The following is a 16,111-nucleotide window of genomic DNA, read 5'->3' as shown; positions in this document are numbered from 1 at the left end:
CGACTATCGACACCTCCTAGATAACTGCTTATATAACTAATTAATTAATCAATCACTATTTTTTTAGCGTTGAAATTAAATATTCCGCGAGAGATATATCACCAAAAATGACGATCGCTACTTCCTCAATACTTTGATTGTCGGTGCCAATTTTGGCGATAATCTCATTTACCATAATATCAAAAACTTGCAGAGAAGTAAACCGGGCTTTACCAGTTCCCAACAAAGGAAAAGCAATGGTTTTAAGTTTTAAATAATTCGCACAATCCAGGCAATTTACCACTGATTTTTTGATCGGATCTTCCGTTGGCTTTTGTAGGGGCTGCCAATCAAGCACCGCTGCATGAAATATTTTTTTTGCCGCCAAATTTCCAGCGGTGGTAATGGCAATATCACCTAAAGATAAAGGAGTTAATAGTTGAGCTTCTTTTTTAATTTCATCGCCGCCCACTCGTCTGATTTTGGCCGATACTCCTCCGCCCATTGTCAGATATATGTCATCAGAACTGACGATCACATCAACGACTAAATCAGTAATATCTCCTAGATAGATTCTCAGCCAACAATTATGAATCATCGATTCATATAAAAAATTTGAGTTTAAATTCCGATCTTGGGCAGAAATTAATGGAACACGATTCATTGTTTTTTGTGAATTAACGACAATATTTTTTGATTTTACTTTGGGGGCATCGGCAAGGGAAGGTGATGAAGATAGGCGCGGATTTTCTGCTAACTCTGAACTAGATTCTAAATTACAATCCTTCAGCCGAGAAAATAGATAAACACATCCTTCAAATAAATCGCCAATTTCTTCTTCTGTCCAGTTTTCCGCTTGCGCGATCGCCTCTAAAAAATCCCTTTCTTTGAAAGTCTCATCACCGGCAACAGTCGGCCAAAAAACTACCATAACGCGAGGAAGATGTCCCAGGGGAGAAGTGCTGTGAGAATTGCTATTAAACCTCAGTTGGGAATAGTCCAACCAAGAACCATTTTTGCGCCAACCAACGCGATCGGCAAAACGACTGTAGGTTTCAGAATCATCTGAATTGACCAATCCCCCCACTTGTTCCCAAATCTGTTTTTGTACCGTAAAGCCAAACCGCCCATCACTAAAATCCAACCACAATTGGTTAATTCTGCCAAGTTCCTCACAAGGAAATTTTTGGATATCCTGACCTGTCAACCGACTGGCGGATTCTTTACCAGCGATTTTCAGCATAATTGCTGCGGTTTCTTGATCCGCTGCTTGCCACTGTTTAGCCGCCAAAAAATCCCGGAGTTTGCTGTAGTCAATTGTCACATCATTGAACGGATTTAGGGGATGATTTTTCGTAAAAGTTTCTTTTAAAACATATGATAACCAAGTTTGATTAAAAACTTCACCATAGATGCGGTTATATATTTTTAATCTACTATTGTGTTTCACCACTAAGCCGGTGAGTTGCAAATCTAAATATTCGGGCTTTTGCTGTGCTCTAATTGACCCTTGGCGTAATATTTGCTGATAGAGTCGCAGGATTTTCCCTTGTCGATCGCCCCGCCAAAGTAGGCGATCGCGAATAGTGCGTAAATGTTCCGGTTCATCCTGGGATTCCCAATTATAAATCACCTGCTGACGGATAATTTTTTCCACCCAATCCGCCAGATTTTTCTCCGTGGTGGGCGGGGTGGCATTGCCCAACATTCGACAAACTTTTTGCGTTAAAAAAGGCTGTCCTCCCGTCCAAGACAACACCTCTTTTAAAATAAGATCCGCATGGGCAAAATGGGCAAATTTTTGCCGTAATCCTTGGACTAAAGGTGCTGCCTCATGGAACTGAAATCCGGTGAGGGCGATCGCTCTGCCAATATTAAATGGGGTACTGCGATTTCTATCCTGAATTAAATCATAAGGAGTAGTCACCCCCAAAATACAGAAAGTCAGTCGCCCTAATGCGGGCTGTTCTGCCCGTTTATTATAGCAAGCCCGAATCGCCGCAAAAAAATCATCAACTTTAAAATTTAAACTCAAAACACTATCAATTTCATCAATAAAAATCACCAGAGGTTGCTGAATTTGATGGATCAGAATTTGCTCAATAAATTTACTGAAGCGGCGTAAATTTGACAACCGTCCCTGGGTTTCCCACCATTCATCTAAATCAAACACATTATATAAATCTAAGCTGCCCACAATACTGTCAATTACCCCCGCATACCATTCTTCTGGGGTAATTTCTGAAGTGCCGATCGCTGTTAAATCAATGGAAGCACAAAGAATTCCCTCTGCTTGTAACCGTTGCATCGTCCGCACCCGCAACGAAGATTTACCCATTTGTCGGGAATTCAGCACATAGCAAAACTCTCTCGCTTTTAACCCTTGATAAAGGTCTTCATCTGCCTGCCGTTGCACATAGCTGGGAGCATCTACCGGCAAGCTACCGCCGACTTGGTAAGCGTAATCACTCATGGGTGGGAAATTGGGTATCAATAGGGCATCAATAGGGAATGCCTCATCCCTTTTATATCCTATTTTTCCCAAAATGCGCGATCTATCTCCAAAAATGAACTAATAAAAAAACCGCCCTTAGCTGGGAGTAACTAAGGGACGGTATTTTTATGTTGAGGATAAGCAGAAGAGATTGACGCTCATTGATGCAAAATCGTCAGATTAACCTTGGATAGCGGGAGCCGCGATCGCAACTGGTTGAGATTCACCAGCAGCTAAATCTAAGGGGAAGTTGTGAGCATTGCGCTCGTGAATCACTTCAATTCCCAAATTCGCCCGGTTGATCACATCAGCCCAAGTATTAATCACTCGTCCTTCAGAATCTAAGACAGATTGGTTGAAATTAAACCCATTCAAATTGAAGGCCATTGTGCTAACACCGAGAGAAGTGAACCAGATACCAATCACAGGCCAAGCGGCGAGTAAAAAGTGCAAAGAACGACCGTTATTAAAGCTGGCATATTGGAAAATCAAGCGACCAAAGTAACCGTGAGCGGCAACAATATTGTAAGTTTCTTTTTCTTGGCCAAACTTGTAACCAGCATTTTGAGATTCTTCCTCACTGGTTTCACGAATCAAGCTAGAAGTCACCAAAGAACCGTGCATTGCGGAGAATAAAGCGCCGCCAAATACCCCGATAACACCAAGCATATGGAAAGGATGCATCAGAATATTATGTTCAGCTTGGAACACAATCATAAAGTTGAAGGTTCCACAAATTCCTAACATCAAACCATCAGAAAAGCTGCCTTGTCCAATCGGATAAACCAACAGTACCGCAGTCGCTGCCGCCACTGGACCGGAAAAAGCAACAGCAATCCAAGGACGCATTCCTAAACGGTAGCTTAATTCCCATTCGCGACCCATGTAAGCATAGATAGCGATTAAGAAGTGCAACACAATCAGTTGATAAGGGCCACCATTGTAAAGCCATTCATCCAAAGAAGCTGCTTGCCAGATTGGATATAAATGCAACCCGATCGCCGCAGAAGAGGGAACAACAGTTGCCGTAATAATGTTATTTCCATACAGCAAAGAACCGGAAACAGGCTCACGAATGCCATCCAAATCTACCGGAGGAGCCGCAACCATTGCCAGAATAAATACAATTGCTGCGGTTAAAGCTGTGGGAATTAACAACACACCAAACCAGCCAATATATAGACGGTTGTCGGTGCTGGTAATCCAGCTACAAAAGCGTTCCCAAAGACTGTTACTTTGGCGTTCTTGAAAAGTAGTGGTCATAGTTTTGATGATGGCTAGTATTTTTCCCGACATCCTCATCCTCATCATCAAATTTGATTTGAGGTTTTGCCTGTTTATATATTTAAATAACTATATAAGTGTTTAGTTGTTAAATGTTTTTTGAAAAAATTTTTTTATTTCCTGAAAGCTTTACTGTGTATGGGTTTTGTTCTTGGTTCTTGGTTGTTGGTTGATGGTCTTTAGTTCTTTGTCATTGACAAGCAACAAGTAATCAGTAACTAACCAGCAACCATTAACCAGCAACCAGCAACCACCAACCACCAACCACCAACCACCAACCACCAACCACCAACCACCAACACCCAACCACCAACAACCAAATATATCTGAGTGATATAATTAATTGGTTTACAGCAATTTTCTCCGCGAGTAAACCAGAAATATCTGTAGGGGCGAAGCATTCCGGCAGATAAATTATTGCTTAGAGTATTAACCTGACTGCCGGAATGCTTCGCCCAATCGTGGTTTAGTAATCTGAAAACCGCTGTAAAAATTAGTCTAATCGGGTAGTAATTGCCCCCAAATCGTCCCTAATACTAATGAATAAACTGGAAAAACAGCTAGGAGAAACACCAATGACACAAGCAAAAATTTTAGAAAAATACGAGGCATTGCCAGAGTCACTCAAAACCGAAGTCGGTCACTATATCGAGTTTTTGTTAGAAAAATATGTCAATTCGACGGGAGCATCTCGACCAAACGGCAAAGAGGAGAACCAACAAGACCTGGAAAAATCTCATGGTTATGGGAGTTGGGCTGGACAAATCATTATGTCCGATGATTTTGACGAACCCCTGGAAGATTTAAAGGACTATATGTAGCATGAAATTTCTCTTAGATACTCATGTATTCCTCTGGTATTTACTAGGAGATCCCAGACTCATTAATGAAGCCAGACAAATCATCGATTCCAAGACTGGTTTGTATTTCAGTATCGTTAGTTTATGGGAAATTTCCATTAAATTAAACGTGGGAAAACTAGAAATTAATCGACCAGTTCAAGAGCTATTTCAGGAGGTGGTGACGATCGATGCGGAAATTTTGCCCATAACCGTTGAAGATACTCAAACTTACGCAAGTTTGCCGGTTATCCCCGGTCATCGAGATCCATTCGATCGCATTTTAGTCACTCAAGCTATGAACCGATCGCTGCTGCTGTTGAGTGGCGATACTAAATTTAATTCTTATTCAATTCAACGAATCTGGAAATGAATTTGTATACCCAGGAATTCCCCAGAAAAAAACCCAATAAAATCGGTTTTATTTGACAACTTATAGAAATAAAACTGGGAAGCTCCCGATTGTACAAATAGGTCTTTAAAAGCGAAGCATTCTTGTCTAATATGTCTAATCTCCACTACCAACCGAGAAATTATCGCCGCTTTTCAGTTTAAGGGCGAAGCATTCGCGGGTAAGTCTCCGCGAATGCTTCGCCCCTACAGATATATTTACCAAAGGATAAAATTATTAGGGGGGCATTGCCAACCCTATATTTAATACTAATTTCAAAAATTATGGCTACAATTTTGAAAACGGTATAACTTATAAACAACAAGCGGAGGAGTCAGAATTTGATGAATTGTCCTCAAATTGGGTGCAAGCGGTGCCCGCAAAATTGATATCTGCGGCCAGTTCGGGATGTTCTTGTTTCCGTTTGGCGATTTCTTCTCTGGTGTAAATTTTGGATTGATCGAACCCTAAATCAATTTCCGTATGTAGCCCTTTTTGTTTGACGCGGTTAAGGTTATAAAAGCGCTTATTTAAAGTTGCTTTGGCAAAGGCTTTTAAGCAGCCCAACATATATTTCCGCTTAAAGCTATCTTTGATTAACCAATACTCAAATGTTTTCCGCATATAGAAACGAGCATAGTTATGTAGTACCCCTTTGAGTACCTCTTCTCGTTCCATGTTGTTGGGTTTAATAATTGGGGTGACAAAGTTATATTGAGAGTAGTCCCGCACTTCGACGCGATCGCCGATTTCTTGGAATAATTCAGAAAATGGCCAAGGAGTAAATATATTCCAGTTCACCATATCTGGATTCCATTTCAGCGCCATATTATAGGTTTCTTCAATGGTTTCCGGGGTTTCATTTTCTAAACCCATAATAAATTGGGCTTCGGCCACAATGCCATTTTCTTTCAGCAATTGCACCGCCCGGTGATTATCTTCAATGGTGGTTTGTTTGCGAAACACATTCAGGTTTAATTGGGCGGCTGCTTCCGTGCCCAGGGACACATGAACTAATCCCGCTTTCCGATAGAGAGGCAGTAACTCTGCATCCCGTAAAATATCGGTGACGCGAGTATTAATTCCCCAGTGAACCCCCAAGTTGCGATCGATTAATTCCTCACATAAGGCGATAAATTGTTTCCGATTAATCGTCGGTTCTTCATCAGCTAAAATAAAGAAACCTACATTGTGTTCTTTCACCAGGGTTTCAATTTCATCCACGAATAATTTTGGCGTGCGGATGCGATAATTGCGCCAAAATTTCCACTGAGAACAGAACCGGCAGGTAAACGGACAACCCCTAGCGTAGTTGGGCACCGCTACCCGCACATTTAAGGGAATATAAATATATTTATCCCATTCTAATAAACTCCAATCCGGGGTTAATGTATCCAGATTGGCAATTGGATCGTGGGCTGGTGTGGCGAAAATTTGGCCATTTTCTAAAAATGCAATCCCTTTAATTTGGTGGCGATCGCTCATATCCGTTCCCGCAGCGATCGCCCGCATCAAATTCACCGTAATCTCTTCCCCTTCACCCCGAATAATATAATCCACCCAAGGGGATTCCGTCAAAACTTCTGCATACATATAAGTGGGGTGAATTCCCCCCATAATCGTCTTCGCTTGGGGGCAAACTTCTTTCACCATCTTCAGAGTTTTCTGCGATTGATAAATCATCGGGGTAATTGCCGTTGCCAGCACCACATCCGGCTGATTTCTCTCAATAATTTCCCTTAAAATATCGTCAGAGATATTATTTGTCATCGCGTCTACGAAGCGAATATTCTTAAACCCTGCGGTTTTCAACGCGCCCCCCACATAAGGCACCCAACTTGGCGGCCAATTTCCGGCAATTTCCGCCCCACCAGAGTGATAATTCGGTTGAACCATCATTATTTTCATCATATTTTTCTCCTGATAAAAATAAGCAGATTATAAACAGATTTACCACAAAGACACAAAGGACACAAAGGACACAAACGCAGAAGAAAATATTTATGCTTTTTACATCCCTCCCTAAGCCCCATTTTTCAGGGTTTTTGGTGGTTTTTTTCCGTAATTATGCTAATGGTCTTTTGTGTCTTTGTGGTTGCTTTGTGGTTACTTTATTAAATAGATCGGGAAAGTATTCTTACCTGATTTTGGCGGCTATGAGCATCAAAAATTGTGGCAATATTGCGGATGAGTAACCGACCCACTGGGGTAACTTGGATTTTTTCCGCGTCCACCTGTACCAGTCCATCTTTTTCTAGGGCGTGTAAATGCTCTTGTTCCCAAGCAAAATATTGCTCAAAATTCAGATCATATTTGGCTTCTATCTGACGTTTGGATAAGTTGAACTGACACATCAGTTCCATGATTACTTCCCGACGCAGCATATCATCAAAATCCAGAAATACTGCTTTTTCTACCGGCAGTTGTTTTGCATCAATGGCTTGGTAATAATCTTTCAGGCGTTTATGATTTTGGAAGTAAACATCATCGAGCATACTAATGGAAGTAATGCCAAAGCCAAATAAGTCGGCCCCAGGTAAGGTGGTATAGCCTTGGAAGTTGCGGTGCAGTTCCCCTTCCCGTTGGGCGATCGCTAACTCATTATTCGGTTTGGCAAAGTGATCCATGCCAATAAATACATAACCATTGCTGGTTAACTTTTCGATCGCCATTTGTAAAATTGCCAGTTTTTCCTCTGCTTGCGGCAAGTCTTTTTCCGCAATATTTTTTTGTACAGGTTTCATGCTGGGCAGATAGGCAAAATTAAACACCGCCACCCGTTCTGGATCGAGTTTAATGGTTTTTTCAATCGTCTCGGTAAAGGTACTCAGACTTTGGAAAGGCAACCCATAAATTAAGTCCACATTTGCACTTTCAAACCCCGCTTCCCGAATCCAACTCATCACGTTAAACAGCAATTCTTCTGGCTGAACTCGGTTCACTGCCGCTTGAACTTGGGGATTAAAATCTTGAATCCCAAAGCTAATCCGATTAAAGCCTAATTCCCGTAAGAGAAAAATATAGTTGCGATCGACATAGCGGGGATTGACTTCTATAGAAATTTCGGCATTGTCTGCAAAAGTAAAATGTTGATTAATTTTAGTCCAGAGGGCTTCCACTTGATGCAGACTTAAATAATTCGGAGTTCCCCCACCCCAGTGAAGTTGAGAAACTTTCCGGTCTTTGTCAATTAACCCAGAAACGTTGGCAATATTTTGATATAAATAATTCAAATAAGGTTCAATAGCTTTCTGGGTTTGGGTGACAATCACATTACAACCACAGAAATAGCAAGCACTTTGACAAAAAGGAATATGAAAATAAAGGGATAGGGGCGATTTTTTTTCATTACTCCGGGCGATACAGTCGTGTAAAGCTGTCTCGGTAAATTCACTGCTTAAGGCATGGGCAGTGGGATAGCTGGTATAACGGGCGCTGGTGCGATCGTACTTGACAATCAAATCGTGGTCAAATTTTACGTCTTGGGTTAATAATTTCATAGTCGTTATTTCTGAAATTTTAAGAGTGGAATCAAGTAAGAGTGGGACAAAAATTGGTTAAAAACCCGGGTTATTTTTATGTCTGAAATTAGAACAAGAGATCAAAACAAGATTTATTTAGCAACCCGGTCGATCGCCCGTTTTGGCAGATTTAGGCTACGATCTAGCCCCTACGGTTTCCGTACTTCCGGGGTGGGTTTGGCTGGCAATGCGATCGTATTCTGCTTGGCCAATGACTTTAATTAAATCAACTTCTAGTCCTTTAAATAGACTGCGACTGAGATAAAATGATTCATTTGCTTCAGCGACAATTTTATCGGCAATTTCATCGCTGACTACCAAATAATTTAAAGCATCGCGATAGCGATCTTTAAAGGCTGGGATATCAGAAATGGCATCAAATTCATAAAATCTTGTGCCTTTGTCTGCCGGTAATTTTAAAGCATTGCGAAAAATTTTCCGAAATGCTTGACCGCCGGATAAATCGCCTAAATAGCGAGTGTAAGCATGAGCCACTAATAATTCTGGATGAGTGACTGATACGGCATGAATCCGCGCTACAAAAACATCGCAATGTTCTGAGGTAGTGATTTGATCGCGCCAATTTTCGCCATAAAAATAGGCTAAATCTTCTTGTAAATTTGCGGTGCGATTCAGTTCGGGAAAATACATCGGCCCAACCACCGGATGTTGCCGATATTTTTCTAGATTTTGTTCTAATGCACTGTAGACAAAATATAAGTAGCTAAGAAATTTTCTCAAGGAGATGGGTTCGATAACCCCTTTGATTAAACACAGCACAAAACCCGTGTTTTCGGCTGTGCTATGAGGCTTTTTTGTTCCTTCCCGAAGCTTTGCGGCTAGTTGACTGCTCATGCTGAATTGTTAATGGTTTGTAATCGGGTGCCTGAATCAGAAAGTTTCTGAGGGAAAAAGGTTTCTCAGTAATAATACTTACGCGAAACCCGGTGTCTTAATCTTTTTATTACTCTATAGTGATGTAGCTTTTAAGTATAGTCAGTTTAATAAAAATTCACAATAGGTTGGTTGTTGGTTGTTGGTTGTTGGTTGTTGGTTGTTGGTTGAGGCCGCCATCGGTGTAGGGTGTAAGGCCGCCATCGGTGTAGGGCCGCCATCGGTGTAGGGCCGCCATCGGGGGGAGAAGTGAAAAGTTAAAAGTGATGCATTGAAAAGTTATGCATAAATATCACTATTGACTATTGACTATTCACTCTTCCCTACACCCTACACCCTACACCCTACACCCTCTCTTCCCCGTTCCCCGATTTTTTAGCTTCTGCACTAATATGCAATAGGTTCCGATACTCTAATAATTACGGAGAAATACATGGATTTATCGAATTCACAACTCTTCCTGAAGCGCAATGTAATCGTGAAAGCCGTTGTGACGCCACGATGGAAAGAAGAAGTCCAACAACAATTACAAGCGCAAATTAACCAACTGGATACTCAGTTACAGCAGATCGAAATCCAGGCGAACCGAGCGATGAGTGATTTGCAAAGACAGAGTGCTAGTGTCGGTGGCGCACAAATCCAGCAACAGATGGAAAGTATTCAATCTCAGGTTAATAATCAGCAACGTAAGCTGCTGGATCAGAAAAATCAAATTTTGCAAAACTTGCAACAAGTGCAGACCTTGGAACTGGAAACAGAAGTCACCCAAACTCAGGTTGAAAGCTTTTTTACCGTTGAACTGGGTGAGAATCTGATTAAAAAAATGCAAGTGGAAATTTTATTACGGGATGGGATCGTGGAAGAAATTCGCGGGGATCTATAAGGGTATGACCGATCGCCCATAATGTGAGGCCGATAATGTCAGGCCGATAATGTCAGGCCGATAATGTCAGACCCATGATGTCAGGCTCATAATGCCAGACCCATAATGCCAGTAAAATAATTTGGCAAAAATTTGGCGAAAATTGGGCGAATTGTATCCGTGGTGTCCAGCATCACGGTACAATGCCATTTGACCTAATTTTGATTAGGACTTACGCATCCCTATGCATATTTATTTGTAGGGGATCTGCCGATCGCGGTGGTTGATTCTATCGACCAGATCGATCGGCGGATCGATCGGCGTACATTTTGTTTTATTTTAGCGTCTAGTCGGAAACTTTCTCCCCATGATTCACGAAGTTTTCATGCCCGCCCTGAGCTCCACAATGACCGAAGGTAAAATTGTTTCCTGGGAAAAAGCCCCAGGGGACAAGGTGGAAAAAGGGGAAACCGTTTTAATTGTCGAGTCGGATAAGGCTGATATGGACGTAGAGTCCTTTTATTCCGGGTATTTGGCGACGATTATTGTCCCTGCCGGTGGTACAGCCCCAGTAGGAGAGGCGATCGCCTTTCTCGCGGAAACGGAAGCGGAAATCGAAGTAGCAAAACAGAAGGCGAAAAATCTGTCGCAACCCGCTGCCAGCACCAGTGCTGCACCAGCCAGCGCCCCAGCGCCCAAAGCAGCCGCAACGAGTACACCTGCCGTACCTGCCACTGTGGACAATGGTCGCACCGTTGCCTCCCCCCGTGCGAAAAAGTTGGCCAAAGAACTCAAAGTTAATTTAGACACCTTAAAGGGTAGTGGCCCGCATGGTCGGATTGTGGCGGGAGATGTGGAAGCAGCCGCCGGGTTGCAACCAGCCGCTGCCGTGGCGACTCCGGTTGTTGCTCCCGTTGCTCCCGTTGCCCCCGTTGCTCCCGTCGCCCCGTCACCAGTCCCCACCGTGACTCGAACCGTGACCCCCGTGGTGACTCCAGCCCCGTCAGCCCCCGGTCAAGTGGTGCCGTTAAATACCCTGCAAAAAGCAGTGGTGGCGAATATGAACGCCAGCCTGGAGATGCCGGTGTTCCGCGTTGGCTATACGATTACTACGGATAATCTGGATCGACTCTATAAGCAACTGAAGCCCAAGGGCGTGACCATGACTGCTTTGTTGGCTAAGGCGGTGGCGAATACGTTGCAGAAACATCCGATTATGAATGCCAGTTATCGGGATGGGGCGATCGCCTATAGTAGTGCGATTAACATTGCAGTCGGTGTGGCGATGCCTGATGGCGGTTTAATTACCCCAGTGCTGCAAAATGCTGACCAGTTGGATATTTATTCTCTGTCGCGAGTTTGGCAGGATTTGGTGGAACGGGCTAGAGCTAAGAAACTGCAACCCCCAGAATACAACAGCGGCACTTTCACCATCTCTAATTTAGGGATGTTTGGGGTAGACCGTTTTGATGCGGTGTTGTCACCCGGTCAAGGGGCGATTATGGCGATCGGTGCTTCCCGTCCGCAAGTAGTAGCCACTGACGATGGAATGTTCGGGGTGAAGCGTCAGATGCAGGTGAATGTTACTTGCGATCATCGGGTGATTTATGGCGCTCATGCCGCTGCTTTCTTGCAAGATTTGGCGCAATTAATTGAGACTAAGCCTGAGTCTTTGACGATGTAATCAAGAAACCGGGTTTCTGGGTTAACTTAGGGGAAAAAGCTTCTAATTGTTGCCCTAAAACCCGGTTTCTATATGGTTATGGCGATCGCTTTTTTTGGTTCGGTGGGCGAATTGTATGGGAAAAATTTAATTGAATATTATTGAGAATAATTTAGATTAATTCAGATTAAATCGCTCCCTAAATTTTTGATTAATTATTGTTAATTTAAGTTTATTTGAGGTGAAAAAATGACGAAAAAAAAGCAGCATATTAGAACATTAGCAGTTGATATTGGCGGCAGTGGGATTAAAACCATTGTATTAGATGAAGCGGGAGAACCTTTGACGGAACGCAACCGGGTGCCGACTCCCAATCCCGCACAACCAGAACCAGTGATTCAAGCGATCGCCTCTTTAGCCAGTGAACAAGGAGAATTTGACCGAGTATCGGTGGGTTTTCCCGGAGTGGTGCGGCATGGAGTGATTTACACCGCAGTGAATTTACACCCCGATTGGGTGAAGTTTAATTTAGCAACTGTCCTATCTGAACGGTTAGGAAAACCCGTGCGAGTTTGTAATGATGCGGATATACAAGGGTTAGGCGCGATCGCTGGTGTGGGAGTAGAATTAGTGATTACTCTCGGCACTGGATTTGGTACAGCTTTGTTTGTGGATGGTAAATTAGTCCCGAATTTGGAAGGGGGACATCATCCATTTAGAAAAGGCGAAACCTACGAACAACAATTAAGCCGAACTGCCTTAGACGAAATTGGCAAAAAACGCTGGAATAAACGATTAGAAAAAGCCCTAGAATCTTGGCAAAATATGTTTAACTGCGATCGCATCTATATCGGTGGGGGCGAAGCCAAAAAAATTGCGATCGACTTACCAGAAAATGTCACAATTATCCCCAATATTCACGGCTTATTGGGTGGCATTGCCCTGTGGAAAGATTAAAGATATAGATCGAGCGAAAATTGGCAATATTTTGCCCATCTGATAGCAAATCCGGGTTAATCAACCCAGATTTGCTGGGGATTAAAAATCAAGCTTTAAATCATAATGGGTTTGACCATTACCATTAATTTCTACATTCATTTCCGCCATCAGTTTAGCGATTCGCTTGGCAAAATAAAATAATCGCTTCAAATATTCAATAAAATCGGATTCGACGCGAAATGCTACTAAGCCATTAGATTGGTTAGCTTTTAAACGCATCGCTAGATGATGATGAGCTTGGTCAGCTAACTGATTAATATGCGGCTTCATAGCCACAACTTCGGCGGCTAATTTTTGATCGCCAGAAACCACAGAGGCGATCGCCTGTTCCACCGCTAAACAAACCTCCTCATGCAGTGACTTTAAAACCTGTTGCGTCGAATCACTTAATTTAATCTCATGGCGCAGCCGCTGATAACCCAGTTCCACCATATTTGTCTCAATGGTATCGCCAATATTTTCAATATAACCGGCAATATCCAAATACATTGAGATTAACTGAGATTGGGGCGGGACTAACCTTTGTAAACTTAGCTGACTTAAATAAGCAACGATCGCCTCATGGAGTCGATCCACATCATCATCCATCGTTCTCAGGGCTGTCACCTGATCGTTGTTTCCTTGCTCAACGGTTTGCAGGGAACTCCGCACCATCTGAAGGGTAATTTTTCCCAGTTCAGCTAACTCCAAACGCACCCGATCTAAGGCCAAAGCTGGGGTAGTCAGCAAAAGGTCATCCAGATATTTTGGTTGCCATTGTGCTTTCTCCAGAGAGCGATCGGGGACTAACCATTGTAAAAACCTAGCGAAAAGCGGGACAAACCAAATAAAAATAAATGCATTTGCCACATTAAAAAAAGTATGGGCATTAGCAATTTGTCGGGGCGTTTCTACCGCCAGTTTACCCATACCTTCCAAGGATGATGAAACCGGAGTGATCCAGCGAATTACATCAGCTAGTTGGTCGATAAACCCAATCCAGAGAATCACACCCAAAGTATTAAACAACACATGGGCGATCGCTGCCTGAAAAGCCGCTGAAGGTTTGCCCAATGATGCCAAAGTTGCCGTGACACAAGTGCCAATATTTGCGCCAAACACTAAAACAATTCCGGCTTCCAGACTCAATAAACCTTGACTAGCCAGCACAATCACCAAGCTAGTTGTCACCGCCGAACTATGCACTAACGCCGTAAAAACCGCCGCCAAAGTTATGCCCAACCAAGGATTTTGCACTTGCTGCATCCATTCAATAAACGGGGGATAAGTCTGAAGTGGAGTTGTGGCGATCTTCATTAACTCCATCCCATAAAACATCAGACCTAAGCCCATTAACAAAACACCATACAGGCGAAAGTATCGTCGTTTAGAAATCAGTTGCAAACCAAAACCCAGGGCAAAAAACACTAAGGCGGAACGAGTAATATTGAAAGCAATAATTTGAGCGGTAATCGTGGAGCCAATATTCGCCCCCATAATCACCCCAATGGATTGGGGCATCGTCATCAAACCAGCAGAGACAAAACCCACTACCAAAACCGTTGTCACCGTTGAGGACTGGATCACAGCGGTGACAAATGCTCCCACCATCAAGCCATTAAAATGATTCGAGGTCAGTTTAGCCAGCATAAGCTTCATGGATTTACCGGCAACTTGTTTTAATGCCTCGGTCATTTGTTCCAGTCCATAGAGAAAAAAGGCCAGACCTCCACAAAGACCCACGGTAATTTTACCGAGTTCTAAAAGACTAATTGTGTTTGTGACTGTCATTTTTTGTCAACCTTCAGAGAAAATTAAGCCATTAAAAGCCATTAAACTTTTAATGGTCTACTTATTTAATATTAACTCTTTTATAAAATCAATTAAAAACATTTTTTAGTTGATCCCCAGTTGTCTAAGTCACTTTTTTCCTGTTTAAAGCTGGTTAAAATTTTTGATTTCTCTGGGGTCGGGAGAATGCCCGGATCGGGGGTCAGCATTCCGCCGAAAATAGTCAACCGGAAAAACCGGCTTGATTTTATCCTATATAACAGATATGTTATTATTTATAACAATAAAACCAGATTAGACATCATCGGTCTTAAAATAGACTTAGTTGTGATTGATACCTGGGAGGGCGATCGCTCACTCAGAGGGCAATTTTTCCAGGAGAGAATCAGGAAAGAATTAGGAGATAATTAGGAGATAATAATTTGAAAGAAACAATCATGTTAGGGTTAAATCCGATGACAGACTTGAGTAAAAAACTGCGTGGATCATTCAGACAGTCCCGGAGTTTAGTCGTGATGCTTATGGCTTGTAGTTTAATGCTATTGAGTGGCTGTGTTAAATATGATTTAGGAATTAATTTTGCCAGTCAAACTCATGGGGAGATTATTCAACATATTCAAATTGGAGAACGGCTGAGTTCATTTAGCAGCGAAACCGCTAGATTATGGCTAGAGAGTATTAAGCGGCGTACTCGTGATTTAGGCGGAAAAACTCAGAAAATTTCTGACCAAGAAATTGTGGTAAAGATTCCGTTTAATAATGGGGTTGAATTAGCCGATAAAATTAATCAATTTATGAATCCCGGTGGTCAACCGGGTTCTGGAGCGAAAAAAGAATTAGACCCAGACCTGCCGCCAATTTCCGCAGCAATGACCGTGACCCAAAATAATTGGTTGTTTGCTTTGCGGAATCGCTTAATTTATGATTTGGATTTGCGATCGCTCGGTGTCATTTCTACCAATGGTAACCTGTTAATTAGCCCAGGGGCTTTGCTGGATTTAAAATTTGCGTTGCAAACTCCTTGGGGAGGTGAAGTTATTACCGATGCTGCCGTTACTCCAGAGAGTGAATTAGAAGCAAAAATAAGTCAAAATGCACCGCTAATTCCCGAAATTATAGACCAGGGAAAAACCTTTATTTGGCATTTACAACCAGGACAACTGAACCATATTGAGGTGACTTTCTGGGTGCCAAGTCCGATTGGTATTGGGGCGGGAATGATTGCTTTATTTATTGGCATCAGTATGTATGCGAAAAATCTGTTGTCACCCCCACAGGGGTCAACAGAGGAACGGTCAACAGAAGACCCCAACTCTGGTGCGATCGCTTCAAAACCAGAACAGGACTTAAGCAACCCCTCGATCGGTAGGGTGAGTTAGCGGCAGCGTAACGCACCCTACCGATCGAGGGGCGGT

Annotated in this window: 12 protein-coding genes; 6 read left to right on the top strand and 6 right to left on the bottom strand. The window is 42.7% G+C overall.

Annotated elements, in window-relative coordinates; translation table 11 throughout:
- Positions 1 to 55 precede the first annotated feature (55 nt).
- Complete coding sequence (locus AM228_RS07810) at positions 56 to 2,452, bottom strand: GUN4 domain-containing protein (protein WP_054465566.1); 2,397 nt, start codon at positions 2,450 to 2,452, stop codon at positions 56 to 58.
- A 201-nt stretch (positions 2,453 to 2,653) separates the two neighbouring features.
- Positions 2,654 to 3,736 (bottom strand): photosystem II q(b) protein, encoded by a 1,083-nt coding sequence (psbA, locus tag AM228_RS07805; protein WP_054465565.1) that lies wholly within the window; start codon positions 3,734 to 3,736, stop codon positions 2,654 to 2,656.
- A gap of 596 nt (positions 3,737 to 4,332) precedes the next feature.
- Here psbA and AM228_RS07800 point away from each other — a divergent pair.
- On the top strand, positions 4,333 to 4,578 hold the full coding sequence (locus AM228_RS07800) for a DUF2281 domain-containing protein (RefSeq protein WP_054465611.1): 246 nt from the start codon (positions 4,333 to 4,335) through the stop codon (positions 4,576 to 4,578).
- A gap of 1 nt (position 4,579) precedes the next feature.
- Positions 4,580 to 4,969 (top strand): type II toxin-antitoxin system VapC family toxin, encoded by a 390-nt coding sequence (locus tag AM228_RS07795; RefSeq protein WP_054465564.1) that lies wholly within the window; start codon positions 4,580 to 4,582, stop codon positions 4,967 to 4,969.
- A 330-nt stretch (positions 4,970 to 5,299) separates the two neighbouring features.
- On the opposite strand, the gene bchE is transcribed toward AM228_RS07795, so the two are convergent.
- The 3 genes from bchE to AM228_RS07780 form a co-directional block, all read right to left on the bottom strand.
- Positions 5,300 to 6,898, bottom strand: a complete 1,599-nt coding sequence (gene bchE, locus AM228_RS07790) for a magnesium-protoporphyrin IX monomethyl ester anaerobic oxidative cyclase (protein WP_231636694.1) — start codon at positions 6,896 to 6,898, stop codon at positions 5,300 to 5,302.
- Between the two features lie 203 nt (positions 6,899 to 7,101).
- Positions 7,102 to 8,487, bottom strand: a complete 1,386-nt coding sequence (gene hemN, locus AM228_RS07785) for an oxygen-independent coproporphyrinogen III oxidase (protein WP_054465562.1) — start codon at positions 8,485 to 8,487, stop codon at positions 7,102 to 7,104.
- A 156-nt stretch (positions 8,488 to 8,643) separates the two neighbouring features.
- Complete coding sequence (locus tag AM228_RS07780) at positions 8,644 to 9,363, bottom strand: heme oxygenase (biliverdin-producing) (RefSeq protein ID WP_054465561.1); 720 nt, start codon at positions 9,361 to 9,363, stop codon at positions 8,644 to 8,646.
- 472 nt (positions 9,364 to 9,835) lie between these two features.
- Here AM228_RS07780 and AM228_RS07775 point away from each other — a divergent pair, with 472 nt between their 5' ends.
- The 3 genes from AM228_RS07775 (at position 9,836) to AM228_RS07765 (ending at position 12,884) form a co-directional block, all read left to right on the top strand.
- Positions 9,836 to 10,285 carry a YlqD family protein gene (locus AM228_RS07775; RefSeq protein WP_054465560.1) on the top strand — a complete coding sequence of 150 codons (450 nt, stop codon included), beginning with the start codon at positions 9,836 to 9,838 and terminating at the stop codon, positions 10,283 to 10,285.
- A gap of 346 nt (positions 10,286 to 10,631) precedes the next feature.
- On the top strand, positions 10,632 to 11,948 hold the full coding sequence (locus AM228_RS07770) for a dihydrolipoamide acetyltransferase family protein (protein WP_054465559.1): 1,317 nt from the start codon (positions 10,632 to 10,634) through the stop codon (positions 11,946 to 11,948).
- Positions 11,949 to 12,176: 228 nt separating this feature from the next.
- The gene (locus tag AM228_RS07765) at positions 12,177 to 12,884 is read left to right on the top strand and encodes an ROK family protein (RefSeq protein ID WP_054465558.1); all 708 of its coding nucleotides are present in this window, start codon (positions 12,177 to 12,179) and stop codon (positions 12,882 to 12,884) included.
- A gap of 81 nt (positions 12,885 to 12,965) precedes the next feature.
- Here AM228_RS07765 and AM228_RS07760 read toward each other — a convergent pair whose 3' ends face one another.
- On the bottom strand, positions 12,966 to 14,696 hold the full coding sequence (locus AM228_RS07760; protein WP_072160710.1) for a Na/Pi cotransporter family protein: 1,731 nt from the start codon (positions 14,694 to 14,696) through the stop codon (positions 12,966 to 12,968).
- A 422-nt stretch (positions 14,697 to 15,118) separates the two neighbouring features.
- On the opposite strand from AM228_RS07760, the gene AM228_RS07755 reads away from it, so the two are divergent.
- Complete coding sequence (locus AM228_RS07755) at positions 15,119 to 16,075, top strand: DUF3153 domain-containing protein (RefSeq protein WP_231636693.1); 957 nt, start codon at positions 15,119 to 15,121, stop codon at positions 16,073 to 16,075.
- Positions 16,076 to 16,111: the final 36 nt, after the last annotated feature.

Origin of the sequence: Planktothricoides sp. SR001 (genome assembly GCF_001276715.1) — a bacterium.
Taxonomy (GTDB): domain Bacteria; phylum Cyanobacteriota; class Cyanobacteriia; order Cyanobacteriales; family Laspinemataceae; genus Planktothricoides; species Planktothricoides raciborskii.
The sequence above is the reverse complement of the archived record's forward strand: the minus strand, read 5'-3'. Positions and strand labels throughout refer to the sequence as shown.

What these genes read in the sequence shown, in the direction of transcription:
- AM228_RS07810 (WP_054465566.1), bottom strand. Translation starts at nt 2,452, where the DNA reads ATGAGTGATTACGCTTACCAAGTCGGCGGTAGCTTGCCGGTAGATGCT.
- psbA (WP_054465565.1), bottom strand. Translation starts at nt 3,736, where the DNA reads ATGACCACTACTTTTCAAGAACGCCAAAGTAACAGTCTTTGGGAACGC.
- AM228_RS07800 (WP_054465611.1), top strand. Translation starts at nt 4,333, where the DNA reads ATGACACAAGCAAAAATTTTAGAAAAATACGAGGCATTGCCAGAGTCA.
- AM228_RS07795 (WP_054465564.1), top strand. Translation starts at nt 4,580, where the DNA reads ATGAAATTTCTCTTAGATACTCATGTATTCCTCTGGTATTTACTAGGA.
- bchE (WP_231636694.1), bottom strand. Translation starts at nt 6,898, where the DNA reads ATGATGAAAATAATGATGGTTCAACCGAATTATCACTCTGGTGGGGCG.
- hemN (WP_054465562.1), bottom strand. Translation starts at nt 8,487, where the DNA reads ATGAAATTATTAACCCAAGACGTAAAATTTGACCACGATTTGATTGTC.
- AM228_RS07780 (WP_054465561.1), bottom strand. Translation starts at nt 9,363, where the DNA reads ATGAGCAGTCAACTAGCCGCAAAGCTTCGGGAAGGAACAAAAAAGCCT.
- AM228_RS07775 (WP_054465560.1), top strand. Translation starts at nt 9,836, where the DNA reads ATGGATTTATCGAATTCACAACTCTTCCTGAAGCGCAATGTAATCGTG.
- AM228_RS07770 (WP_054465559.1), top strand. Translation starts at nt 10,632, where the DNA reads ATGATTCACGAAGTTTTCATGCCCGCCCTGAGCTCCACAATGACCGAA.
- AM228_RS07765 (WP_054465558.1), top strand. Translation starts at nt 12,177, where the DNA reads ATGACGAAAAAAAAGCAGCATATTAGAACATTAGCAGTTGATATTGGC.
- AM228_RS07760 (WP_072160710.1), bottom strand. Translation starts at nt 14,696, where the DNA reads ATGACAGTCACAAACACAATTAGTCTTTTAGAACTCGGTAAAATTACC.